The organism is Vibrio sinus (assembly GCF_023634645.1).
Classification (GTDB): Bacteria; Pseudomonadota; Gammaproteobacteria; order Enterobacterales; family Vibrionaceae; genus Vibrio; species Vibrio sinus.
In genome coordinates this window covers 14,697-27,505 of sequence record NZ_JAMKMR010000005.1, presented here as the reverse complement: position 1 = coordinate 27,505, position 12,809 = coordinate 14,697, and the positions used below count along the sequence as shown (strand labels likewise).

General features: G+C 43.2%; 9 protein-coding genes. 4 read left to right on the top strand and 5 right to left on the bottom strand.

The annotated features are described in order from the left end of the window. Window positions 1-110 precede the first annotated feature (110 nt). Both amt and queD read right to left on the bottom strand, forming a co-directional pair. Complete coding sequence (amt, locus tag M9194_RS06900; RefSeq protein ID WP_250611893.1) at window positions 111-2,297, bottom strand: ammonium transporter; 2,187 nt, start codon at window positions 2,295-2,297, stop codon at window positions 111-113. 269 nt (window positions 2,298-2,566) lie between these two features. Continuing rightward, a complete protein-coding gene (queD, locus tag M9194_RS06895; protein ID WP_250612088.1) occupies window positions 2,567-2,929 on the bottom strand; it encodes a 6-carboxytetrahydropterin synthase QueD in 363 nt (120 codons plus the stop codon). Window positions 2,930-3,299: 370 nt separating this feature from the next. Here queD and asnS point away from each other — a divergent pair, with 370 nt between their 5' ends. The 4 genes from asnS to M9194_RS06875 all read left to right on the top strand — a co-directional run bounded on the left by asnS (window position 3,300) and on the right by M9194_RS06875 (window position 8,093). After that, the gene (asnS, locus tag M9194_RS06890) at window positions 3,300-4,700 is read left to right on the top strand and encodes an asparagine--tRNA ligase (protein WP_250611892.1); all 1,401 of its coding nucleotides are present in this window, start codon (window positions 3,300-3,302) and stop codon (window positions 4,698-4,700) included. Between the two features lie 108 nt (window positions 4,701-4,808). Next, the gene (locus M9194_RS06885) at window positions 4,809-5,057 is read left to right on the top strand and encodes a hypothetical protein (RefSeq protein WP_250611891.1); all 249 of its coding nucleotides are present in this window, start codon (window positions 4,809-4,811) and stop codon (window positions 5,055-5,057) included. Between the two features lie 210 nt (window positions 5,058-5,267). Beyond that, window positions 5,268-6,740, top strand: a complete 1,473-nt coding sequence (locus M9194_RS06880; protein ID WP_250611890.1) for an HD-GYP domain-containing protein — start codon at window positions 5,268-5,270, stop codon at window positions 6,738-6,740. A gap of 162 nt (window positions 6,741-6,902) precedes the next feature. Continuing rightward, window positions 6,903-8,093: an amino acid aminotransferase gene (locus M9194_RS06875; protein ID WP_250611889.1), complete on the top strand. Its 1,191-nt coding sequence runs from the start codon at window positions 6,903-6,905 to the stop codon at window positions 8,091-8,093. A gap of 60 nt (window positions 8,094-8,153) precedes the next feature. Here M9194_RS06875 and M9194_RS06870 read toward each other — a convergent pair whose 3' ends face one another. The 3 genes from M9194_RS06870 to M9194_RS06860 form a co-directional block, all read right to left on the bottom strand. Further along, window positions 8,154-9,269, bottom strand: a complete 1,116-nt coding sequence (locus tag M9194_RS06870) for a hypothetical protein (protein ID WP_250611888.1) — start codon at window positions 9,267-9,269, stop codon at window positions 8,154-8,156. A 135-nt stretch (window positions 9,270-9,404) separates the two neighbouring features. Next, complete coding sequence (locus tag M9194_RS06865) at window positions 9,405-10,229, bottom strand: hypothetical protein (protein WP_250611887.1); 825 nt, start codon at window positions 10,227-10,229, stop codon at window positions 9,405-9,407. Between the two features lie 121 nt (window positions 10,230-10,350). Beyond that, entirely contained in the window at window positions 10,351-12,801 is a 2,451-nt protein-coding gene (locus M9194_RS06860; protein WP_250611886.1) for a penicillin acylase family protein, read from the bottom strand. Window positions 12,802-12,809: the final 8 nt, after the last annotated feature.

The following is a 12,809-nucleotide window of genomic DNA, read 5'->3' as shown; positions in this document are numbered from 1 at the left end:
TAAATTAACCGTCATCTCCTCTTAGACATCATAAAAAACTCGTCATTGTACCAAATATAGCCATGACCCTCTAATTTATGTGTTCATATACCTCTGATTGCGCATAATATTCAGTCTAAACTTGCATCGGAAAGCTCAACGGGAAAAGTGACAATAAACCGAGTATACTGGCCTTCCTCACTCTCACAGACAATCGTTCCACCAAGGGTTTTTGTCGCGATATTATGAACGATATTTAACCCTAAGCCACTGCCCCCTTTGCCGTGTTTCGTTGTATAAAAAGGCTCGAAAATTCGCGCTAAATTTGCTGGAGATATCCCCACACCATTATCACTGTATTCAATTCGAACTTGTCCTTCGACAAACAGCGCTTTGATTTCAACGGCTCCTTCGTCTCGACCTTCAAAACCATGCCTGAGTGAGTTCATCAAAAAACTAGACACAATTTGTGATAACGCCCCCGGGTGGCTATATATATTTACTTGTTCAGGACAAAAGAAATTGATTGAGTAAGGCGTTTTACGAAATTGCGGTTGTATGCTCATTATGATTTCTTCGATATAGTGTTTTAAATCAAAATGTCGATATTTATCAGAGGCCTGATCAACTGAGACTTCTTTAAAACTTTGAATCAGATCTGTCGCTCTTTTTAGATTAATTTGAATAATGCCACTGCCTTCTTTGACGGTTTCAATGAAATCTTCCAGGCCTTTTTCCGACAACTCACCTTTAGCATAAAGTGTCTTAATGGTATCTAGCTCGTCTTCGATAAATGTGGACGCGGTCAGGCTTACTCCAAGAGGCGTTTTCACCTCATGGGTGATTCCGGCAACTAACCCCCCTAACGCCGCCATTTTCTCGGACTCCATTAGCTGTGCCTGAGTGTCTTGCAGTGTTTTAAAAGAGCGCTGCAACTCCTCGTTTACTTTAACCCGGTGTGAAATTTCTTCTTCGGCAATAGACAGTACCCGATTATACTCGCGCGCTATTTGGCCGACTTCTGTGTGTGGCTCTTCGTGTACTCTAGATTCAAAGTTACCTTTTTTTTTATGTTGATCCATCGCCGATAGAAGTTCGACGACTTCAGTATTCGCATTGTGTTCTGAAATATTTAGCCCTTTGATTTCATCTTCAAGGCTGACTCGTAACGGTATGAAACGGCTCAATAACTTCAAGAATAAATAAGTGGGTACGAATGCCCACAAAAAACAGATTAAGACACCGAAAGCCTGAACTGATAGTTGACTAGAAAAGTTGAGTCCAGTATTGAGTATGTCGGAATTGCCAAATAATGCGACGCTTAACGTCCCCCAAGCTCCGCACAAGCCGTGAACCGGCACGACCTTGACCACATCATCAATCCGATAATAGTCCAGCATTTTGCTACCAAGTAAAAATAAAAAGCCGCCTAACAGGCCAATCACCGCCGCTTGGATTGGTGTCACCGAATTACAGCACGCCGTAATGCTCACTAACCCAGCAATTGCACCATTGAGAACACTAAGGACGTTGGGTTTGCGATTTCGAATCAAACTGAGTAAAAGAATGGCAATGGCCCCGAAGCATGGGGCAATGAGCGTATTAATAAGAATCAAAGGTATGGTAGCGTCTACTTTAAATGTGCTCCCTGCATTAAATCCAAACCAGCCAAACCATAAAATGATGGTGCCTACCGTCGCCATTGGAATATTATGCCCTTGTATGGCTGGCGCACCTTTTACAAAACGGCCAATCCTTGGTCCAATAACTAACACAGCGGCTAAAGAAGCCCACCCTGCTAACGAGTGAACTACGCTTCCACCAGCAAAATCGACAAACCCTTGCTGATTTAGCCACCCCAAACTCTGACCTTCTATCGCTCCATTCCAAGCCCAACGGCCAAATAGTGGATAGATGATGGTAGAAATGAAAACCGTTATGTACAAATACGCTGAAAAGCTCGCCCTTTCAGAGACAGCGCCAGACATAATGGTGGATGCGGTGCCGCAAAATACCAATTGAAAGACGAAAAAAGCGAGCAGCGTTGGCGCGGTTACGCCTTGCAGAAATAAATAGTTGTCCTGAAAAACTTGGCCCGGCGGGCTATACATAATTGAAAAGCCAACAATCCAAAACAACGCAGATGCAATGCAGAAATCACAAAAGTTCTTCGCTGCAACATTGATGCTGTTTTTAGATCGAACTGAACCCGCTTCTAAAAAACAAAATCCAGCCTGCATCAGAAACACACTACCTGCGGAAAACAACACCCACATAATGTTTTGCATTTCTACTACATTAAATATGTTGCTCTCCACCTAACTTCCTTGTGATGTCTCTGAAACTCAATTTAGCGCCTGTTATAGGGCAATAATGAGTCCATGGTTTAAGAAATCATGCTCTATAAAGAAGCTAAATATGGTGCATATTTCATTTAAGAATAGGAGATGCTGATAAGAAAGCGAAAAAAACGCAGCAATCGTACTGACCCTACCTACAGATCCAATCAGTACACTAAGGGAAAGGGGAAATCGATAAGCAGAGCCTAACCACTGAGCTATGCTCTGCATCTACTTAAAGAAAGGAATTACTCTCCACGATACACACACCCAGCGGTGCAGGTCTCTTTGATCTCAAGTTTGCTCAGCAATGGTAGCCTTGGCTTTAATCGCTTCCAAATCCACTTTGCAATGACTTCGCTGGTTGGGTTCTCTAACCCTTCTATTTCATTTAGGTAATAGTGGTCCAATTGATCATAAAGAGGTTTGAACGCGTCTTTAATTTCTGCAAAATCAATGACCCAACCCGTATGAGGATCAATCTCTCCTTCAACGTAAACGCGAACCAGAAATGAGTGCCCATGCAAGCGTCCACATTTATGCCCTTCCGGTACGTTGGGAAGGTGGTGTGCCGCCTCAAACATAAACTCTTTATACAATTCTGTTTTCATCATTTTACTCAGGCTTAAAAAAAGACACGCAATACTAAGGAAAATCCCTCATGCTGACAAGTTTAGGCGAAACTTTTCTAACAATTAATATTAGTTTCTATCCATCCATATTCATAACAATAGAGAACAAGACGCAAAATGTTCAACGAATTTTGTCATAGTCCCCTTCCCTATGCTGCCAAAAGCGGAAGATTTAGCTCATCTCGCTATATTTCTTCACTTAAGGCAAATAAAAGGTTGAAGCTCACAATATGACAGGTAATATGTGGCTTGATCGACAGATTTCGATAAGTAAATGTTTCTTCTTTGTTGTAGCCAGAGAATGGATATCAACAAAGTCATTTATCCCTAATGGAGAAAATAATAAATTATGACTTACGCGCCTGTAACTGACGTACTTAGCGGTAAGCTAGCAGTAGACAGTGAAGTAACTGTCCGCGGCTGGATCCGCTCGCGTCGTGATTCCAAAGCTGGAATCTCTTTCCTTGCCATTTACGACGGCTCTTGTTTCGACCCGATTCAGGCCGTGGTCCCAAATAATTTAAATAATTACGAAGAAGAAGTGCTTAAGCTGACCACTGGCTGCTCTGTTGAAGTGACTGGCCAGATCGTAGAGTCTCCTGCTAAGGGCCAAGACTACGAGCTCGCCGCGACACAAGTCAAAGTGGTGGGTTGGGTAGAAGACGCTGACACTTACCCAATGGCAAAAACTCGACATTCTATTGAGTACTTGCGTGAAGTGGCCCATTTACGTCCACGTACTAACGTAATTGGTGCTGTCGCTCGTGTTCGTAACTGTCTGTCTCAAGCCATTCATCGTTTCTACCACGAACAAGGGTATTTTTGGATGTCTGCGCCGCTTATCACTGCCGCCGATGCTGAAGGTGCAGGTGAAATGTTCCGCGTATCAACACTGGACATGGCGAACCTACCGCTTGATGACAAAGGTAACGTTGATTACAACGAAGACTTTTTTGGTAAAGAAACCTTCCTTACTGTATCTGGTCAGCTAAACGCGGAGGCTTATGCCTGCGCACTCAGCAAAGTCTATACATTTGGCCCAACATTCCGCGCGGAAAACTCTAACACGAGCCGCCATTTGGCCGAGTTCTGGATGGTTGAGCCAGAAGTAGCGTTTGCCGATCTTGATGATGTCGCTAAGCTTTCTGAAGATATGCTGAAATACGTGTTCAAAGCGGTATTGGAAGAGCGTCGTGATGATTTAGAGTTCTTCGCGCAGCGCATCAACAAAGAAGCGATTACTCGTCTTGAACAGTTTGTCGATTCTGACTTTGCTCAAGTAGATTACACCGATGCGATTGAGATACTGCTAGAGTCTGGTCGTGAATTTGAGTTCCCGGTTGAGTGGGGAATCGATATGTCTTCTGAGCACGAACGTTTCCTAGCAGAAGAACACTTTAAAGCGCCTGTTATCGTTAAGAACTACCCGAAAGACATCAAAGCATTCTATATGCGATTGAATGATGACGGTAAAACAGTGGCAGCCATGGATGTATTAGCACCGGGCATCGGTGAAATCATCGGCGGTTCACAGCGTGAAGAGCGTTTAGACGTGCTTGATGCAAGAATGCGTGAGATGAATATCGAGCCAGAAGACATGGGTTGGTATCGCGACCTACGCCGCTATGGCACAGTGCCGCATGCTGGCTTTGGTCTCGGCTTCGAGCGCCTAGTCTCTTATGTCACTGGTATGGCGAACGTACGTGACGTGATCCCGTTCCCACGTACACCGAGAAGTGCAAACTTCTAGAACATCGTGTCTACGTTATCCTAGCCCTCTTAAGCGAGGGCTTTTTTATACATACTATCCAGCTATATACTGGTAAAATTTAAATAACATATTAAAACGGAGTCTAATATGAAACTTTTTGACGAAACCCACATTGATTATCATGGAGAAAGCAACAGTGTCCACAGTTGGACCTCTCCACATGGGCAGCCGTATTATTGGCACCCCGATTGGCTGCATATTGCTGAAGACGCATTAGGCGCTAAACCCCTTGAAAAAATTGATGTATCTCAAGGTGAAAAACCGCATAAGAAGCATGCAATTAAAGCCATTTTAAAACATGTTAATGAGTGGGCTCATAAAAAATCATCAAGCTAAAAGTTGGGCCTTATTTAATGTGAGATATAACTATCTCATGTGATGCATACGTGCTTTCGAGCATCTATCAAACGTTGAGCCAAAAATACGAGTGAAATAGAAATTCACTTAAGTCGGTCTTTGTCTACACTATACCTGAGTAGATTGACACTGTTGCATATACACCAAATGGATAGTGCAATCTGCAGGTCATGGACAGAGAGTGAGCTTATGGACAACACACAGTACAACGCAAAGCTAACCTTTAATCTGTATCTACTCGCGGCACTATTTTTTGGGTTTTATGGTAGTACCGTTTGCCCTATGTTAGACACTTTACCTGCTAGCCAAATTTTTGCTCATGTTGTTATCACGTTTGGCCTGCTGTTTCTTTTTCGGCACTTTTTGTTGTCCCACCACTCCCTATTAGCGGAGCAAAAAATTGCCCAGTTAGATACCACTATTTACTTTTTTGCCAGCATCCCACTCGCGCTATTTTATAACTTGCACTACCACTTTCCGTTAGACAGCAACCTCAAAGTCGTGTTCGGTATGACCTTATTTGGCTTTTTTACCGGTACACTTCTTCAACTCAGTTCGAAGCTTAAAAATTTTAAAACATCAGCCAATCCATCTCATATCACTCGCTCTTTACAGGGCGAACGGCAGTCTATGGTCAACCAATTGATCGCCTTAGTGATGATGTTAATTATCACCTTAACCGTTATTTTAGTGATGGTCTCTATAAAAGATCTTGCGTGGCTCGAGATGAATCCTGACAGAATCGCCGATGGCTCAGGCAGCATTAGTATCATCAAAGAGTTCATTTATATCTCTGCCGTTCTCTCGGGATACGCCATATCCATCATGTATTTGTGGCGCAAACTAATGAAAAACGTATTGCAAGAACATGAACATGCTCTTGTGCAGGTCACACAAGGTGATATTCAGCAACGCTTGCCCGTATATAGCCATGATGAGTTAGGCTCAATGGCAGTGTTGACTAATGAAATGATCGCTAGTCTTCAATCTACCCAAGATGAGTTGCAAACAACCCGAGATGTTGCCATTGTTAGCCTTTCTGCGCTTGCCGAGTCACGAGACAATGAAACAGGAGCGCATATTTTACGAACTCAAGAATACGTTAAAGCACTTGCAGAGCACCTGAGTCAATTCGATAGGTATCGCTCCTTACTTACTCCACAATATATCGAGCTATTACACAAATCTGCGCCACTGCATGATATCGGAAAAGTCGGCGTTCCCGACAATGTACTGCTTAAACCGGGTAAATTGACAAAAGAAGAATTTGAAACAATGAAGCAGCACCCGCAAATCGGGGCCGATGCGTTGGCAACTGCGGAAAGACAATTAGGCAGCAGCTCTTTCTTACGTGTGGCAAAAGAAATCTCCCTCACCCACCACGAAAAGTGGGATGGCAGTGGCTACCCAAATCAACTCTCCGGCGAATCTATTCCACTGTCAGGACGTTTGATGGCTTTAGCTGACGTCTACGATGCGCTCATTACCAAGCGGGTGTATAAGCCCGCATTTAGTCACGAAAAAGCACGAAGTATCATTCTTGAAGGTTCAGGTAGCCACTTCGACCCACAAGTGGTCAACGCTTTTTTGGCTATTGAAACTTCTTTTATTGATATTGCAGCCCGACATCAAGATGAGGTGCCTCAAGAAGAAATCGCATAGAGTGCCTTAACCTAGCTATATTAAACATGGCTTTGAAGTGTAATTAGCTACGTTAGGTAATTTTTATTCATTTTAATTGCACTAGATGGTTGTCACCCAATGGATTGGCAGGTATAAAGATCGTTAAATTACCACTCCCTTCAATCGAAATGGACCCAGAATATGTTTGAAAAAATCGTTGCCGCCCCCGCAGACCCCATCCTTGGACTCAACGAAGAGTTTAAGAAAGACTCACGCGACAGTAAAATTAATCTGGGCGTAGGCATTTACAAAAATGAAGACGGTGAAACACCAGTTCTAAAAACGGTAAAAAAAGCAGAAGAAGTCATTCTGCAAACCGAGAAAACCAAGTCTTACCTTACGATTGAAGGTACTGCGGAATATGGATTAGCCGTACAAAAACTATTATTCGGTGCAAATTCCGACATTGTCGCTCAAAAACGAGCCAAAACAGCACAAGCACCCGGCGGTACTGGGGCATTACGAGTCGCTGGGGAATTTGTAAAAAGGCAGCTTGGTGATGTCAAAGTTTGGATAAGCAACCCAACTTGGGCAAACCACGTCGCCGTCTTCACTTCTGCAGGCTTGGAAACAAAGCAATACACCTATTACAACGCCGAAACGAAATCGAAAGATTTCGACGCAATGATAGCTGACCTGAACAACGCGTCTGCAGGTGATATTGTTCTTTTACACGGTTGTTGCCACAACCCTACTGGTATTGATCCAACCGAGCAAGAATGGCAAACACTGGCAAAACTCGTCTCTGACAAAGGCTTGCTGCCGTTATTCGATTTCGCCTATCAAGGCTTTGCCAACGGTGTTGAACAAGATGCGGAAGGTCTGAGAATTTTTGCTCAACACAATAAAGAAATCTTAGTCGCTAGCTCGTTTTCTAAAAACTTTGGCTTATACAACGAACGGGTCGGCGCGTTTACTTTGGTTTCAGAATCAGAAGAAGTGTCCAGCAAGGCATTTTCTCAAGCCAAAAGTATTATTCGCGCAATTTATTCAAACCCTCCTGCTCACGGGAGTGCCATTGTCACCCATATTTTAAATGACGAAACATTGCGCGCTGAATGGGAAGCAGAAGTCGCAGAAATGCGCGATCGTATCCACGAAATGCGCCAGTTATTCGTGGCCACCTTAAAAGAGCAAGGTGCAACAGCGGACTTTAGTTTTATTGAAAAGCAAAACGGGATGTTTTCATTCTCAGGCTTGAGCAAAGATCAGGTTCAACGTTTGAAAGATGAATTTGGCATCTATATCGTTGGCTCCGGACGCATCAGCGTAGCAGGCATGACCAAAGAAAACATGCAGCCGCTATGTAAAGGTATTGCTGCCGTACTCTAGAAATAATAGCAACGTGCTAGCCTACATCATCAAGGCACATTAAAAGATGTGCCTTTTTATCTAATCCAGCAGTACTCGCCCATTGTCACCTTGTTCATAGATACACAAGCTAACTCGTGACAAAGCATCAATCTCTTCTAAATAAACGACCAAAGAAGGATTGCCATTCGCCATGTTTTTATTCATGCGTTCCACGAGTGCGATGATGCAAGGTAAATCTTGTTTTGCTTTAGGCACTCTTTCTCGTATGAAGGTAAACCACTTCTCACTCATATTACGCTGGACTTTCGCAAGCACTTCGTGATTGGTGATGGTAAAAGGTTGGTCGAGCGAACCGCCATCACGCAGGATATCGTAAATAATGTGTCCGTTCTTTTTCGCAACAATCATGTTACGAGTGTTCAGCTGCAGCTCACCAATATGACCATTACTCATCTTTAAGAAAAACTTTATATCTTTATAGCCAGCATCCGTCGCCCCACAATTGAATCTTGCATCATCACCCGTGCTGGTCCCGTAGCGGTCTTTCATTGCCGATTGATGGTGTTGTAACTGTTTGAATTCATCAGTCAGTCTAATTAACGCTTTCGCGGCAACCATGTCATCCAAAGTTTCAAATATGATGGTCATACGCGCGGCATCTTTAAGATCACCAATATCATAGTGGCGTTTACGATTGGTAATTTTATCCAATGCTCCATGGAAGTCTTTCACCCCAAAATAAGCACCGGGAGGCTGCTTTACTGTTCCATTGGTTGTTGACGCAACAGTGACTGAAAACTCTTTAAGCTCTTCTTGGGCCTCGGTGATCTCCATAAACATTAAGAAGAGTTGCTTCTTTTTTAATTGGGCATTGGCTAATTGATTTCGAGCACGAAAGTCCATGCTACCCATTTGCAGTTTTTGGCTGGTTTCCTGCTCTAAGTAATTATTAATTTTCCCCGTATTCGACATGATATCGAGTATGACCGCATCTTGCCGACGGTTTGCCTCATTCAGGTATTCGTGGGATTCAAGCTTACGTTTTAGCTCCAATAATTTTTTCTGATATTGCTGTACATTAACCAAGCGAAAGCCTTGAGACATGTTTCGTTTTTGATTAATTTTCGCCAGTACCTTTGCCTTGTTTCGCCTTACCTGAACTTCATCAATCGTTTTACCTTCAATTGTTGGCATTGTATCCCCCACGTCATCCTACGATTAGCATTAGTAGTAACCATATTAATACTAGGACAAATGCCAGTTATTGATAGATTAATCATTATAAGACCGAATTACTTCAAGTTACGAATTCAAGTCCCTTATATAGCGCTATGAAGCCATTAACGGTGAAAGCATGTGGTCAGGGATCAAGTGGTACATTTCTACTTCAGGGTGATTAAAGAACTCAATCTCATAAGGGTTCTTGCTAATGAATACTTGCTGAAGGTGGCCAAACATAGGGGAATCTTTTGGCACGAGATACACTTCTCCACGAATAATGTTGTAGTTCCATTCCATGGTATATTCCAAAGGCGTCGTCGCTCGCCCATCGATAACGAAGTAGCACTGATTGTTTTTCTTTAACACATTAGATTTGAACGTCGTTGGGAAGGTAATGAAAAAAATATCATCATCGTAAGTCGACAAGTAAGCCAGTACCGTTGTATGCGGCTGCTTTTGCGCATAAGTGAGTAACACACCCGCTTTATTATCGTGGCACAATACATCCGGCACAGGCACTTTGGTGAGGGGAGAATACTCAATCACTTGTGTCTGGCGATGGTCTGTAGGGAACTCATAAATCGGTGAGTGATATTCTTTTTCACATTGGCGGCCGTGGAACACTTGATACTCCTCCGCTTCTACAACCACTTCAAATTCACTTTTATACGTCACCACACCTTTATAGGATAAACGATAGATACTGAGTTCTTCATCATAGTGAGTGTCGCCAGAACGATTATCAAGATGAATGGTAACCAATTGGTTTTCTAGTAGCTGATGGCCGTAAGGAATACGGATATGCAGTCTGGTATCCTCCACTACATTAACGCCACACACATGCACATCCATGCCATTTCTACCAGGCGGATAAGTGCCTAGTACACCTAGAATATGCTCACCAACCAACTCACGTAGCAACCGCTTTTCCATGCCCCATTCTCTGTCTTATCGGATCATTTACAAAATTATATACCCAAACAATTTTAAGAGGCGGAATGGTGTCCACGTTTATACCCAAACCATGTTTGATCTGCTTTAATCCAACATTCGGCTAATTCGGACTAAATATCAGTGTCGCCTCAGTGTTTTGATCGATTTTTGTTTTGTCGGTTAAGACCTCACGATAACGATTATGTAAGAACATCTCGGTTTGATCTGAGTAGTGATTACTCATGAAATTTCCTGAGTTCCCAGTGGGTAAGATGCTCCATGAAGGTTCATCTTTGGCAAAGCTGACTAGACGCCGAGTTGAAGGTATCGACACAACTCGATAATCATGGTTACCCTTTCGAGTCTTAAATTTATTGATTGCCGGATATCCAGATGGAGCCGGATAAGGGCCAAGATTAAAGAGTAAGTTAAGTGGTTTTACCTTACCCAAAGGGTGGGAAAACTCTAGCCATTGAATGTTACCCCACTGCCAATCGTCTATGTTTTCTCCTTTCTTGTCAGTCAGCTCCTCAATAGCTTGTTTAAAGCCTTGCAGTAGCACCGACTGTTTCGGTTGCTTGAGAAAATCACTCTCTGTAGCTTGACGATTCGGCCCCGGCTTTAAGTAAGCCTTTAAAAAACTCCAATGATCTGACAAATTTATATAACGACGAATTTCTTCCTTATCGAGTTTCGTCGCCAATAAATCTTTCAATACATGATAGGTCGTAAACTCAAAGATGCTCGAGCCAACAGAGGCTGAGGTATACTTCCCATCCCATTGAGATAACACTTGAAGTGCCTTTTTCTCTGTCCCAGTGAGTTGACTTTCTAAAGGTTTTAATTGCATAACGATGAAACGTGACATTTTTTCGGCTTCAACCACTGTCATATCTGTCTGTACCGATTTGAGCTCTTCAAGACTCCATCGTTTTTTCTGGCTTAAAAGTTGATGAATTCTTGCCGCTCGGTCTGATGGCGCGTAGTAGCCAGGAATCAAGTCTATAGGTGGAGTGGGCTTAGCCGTCGGCAAATTATTCGCGGTCACAATAATGCCGGATTTGGGGTTAACTAAATGAGGGTTACTTGAAAACGGTAAATAGCCTAATATGTCATCTTTGCCTGAGCTTCCATTTAGTATCTGCTTCCCGTCTACATGCTTTGGCCGATCTATCAATTTTGCCGCCGCCCACCACGCGATATTCCCTTGTTTATCGATATAGGAAATATTTAAGCCGGGTGCTGCGAGTTTAGAGATAGCTTGCTTAAATTTCGCCATATTTTGTGCGTAACTCATACCATACAAGACATCTAATACGGGGTTTTCTACATGAAGGTAAGTCCAAAATAATGAGATGGGTTTGCCTTTGTACCCTTTGATAAAATCACTCACGATAGGCCCATGTGGCGTGACGCGAATGATTAAAGGCTGCGGCTCTTCGCCTTTTACCTTAATCGACTCTTGATAGAAGTTAATTTTAGTCCATTTGCCTTTGTATTTGACCAAGTTAGGATTGTCAGGATTAAACTCTTCGGCATACAAGTCCATGTCATCATTCTCAAACATGGTTAAAGCCCAAGCTTTAGAATCACTTTGGCCCAATAGTGGAAAAGGCATAATAGGCAGGTGGTAGCCGTAACTATTGTATCCCGGATAACTCAGCTGCGCTTCGTACCAAGTCCCCGGATTCGATACACTCACATGTGGATCATTAGCAAGAAGAGCACTGCCACTTTTACTGTGCGAAGGACCAATCACCCACGAGTTACTGCCAGTAATAGCAGGGACGATCTGGTTAGCCTGCTCCGCCACGTCTTCCATTGATTGCTTAAGCAAAGCAAGTTGACTAGGGAGAGCCACCCTTCTTTGCTTGTCACTTGGTTTATTGTTGGCTTCAAGTTCGACATTCTGCTGCATAATGGTGGTGTGGTTTTCATTCAAATAGTCGGGGAACAGCACCTTCATGTCTTTTTCGCCGATTTGTGCCTGCAGCTTGCTGTAAAAAGAATCACGTTTAAGCCCTTGAGCAAAGGTGTAAGCGACGTATCCGATAGCAGCAATTGAGTCAAGCCTGGTAAAAGGACGAGGCTCCACATTTAACAGGGTATATTCAATGGGGGCTGGCTCATGGGCGATGTAATAATTGACCCCTTGCAAAAATGCGTCAAGAAAACTCAGCGCCTTGCTATCTGACTGGCGATGTTTGGCGAGATATAACTGGGCTTGTTGCTTTATCAATAGAGTGCGAAACATCTTGTCGACTTTCAGTGCTGAAGGCCCCAAGATCTCCGATAATTCACCTTGGGCAACACGTCTTTGCAAATCCATTTGAAACAGCCGATCTTGGGCCATGGTGTACCCTAAGGCAAAATAAGCGTCATGCGGGTTTTGGGCTTCGATATGCGGTATGCCCCATTTATCGGTGACGACCTGAGTCTTAGCAGTGACAGCGTTAGTTGAAATATCTCCATTTTTGTTGGGTAAAATATAATGCAGATATCCCCAACCCGCTAATAGCAAAACGACCAAAATGAAGATAGCTAAACTGGCAAAGAGCGCTTTTTTTTTCATACCACATC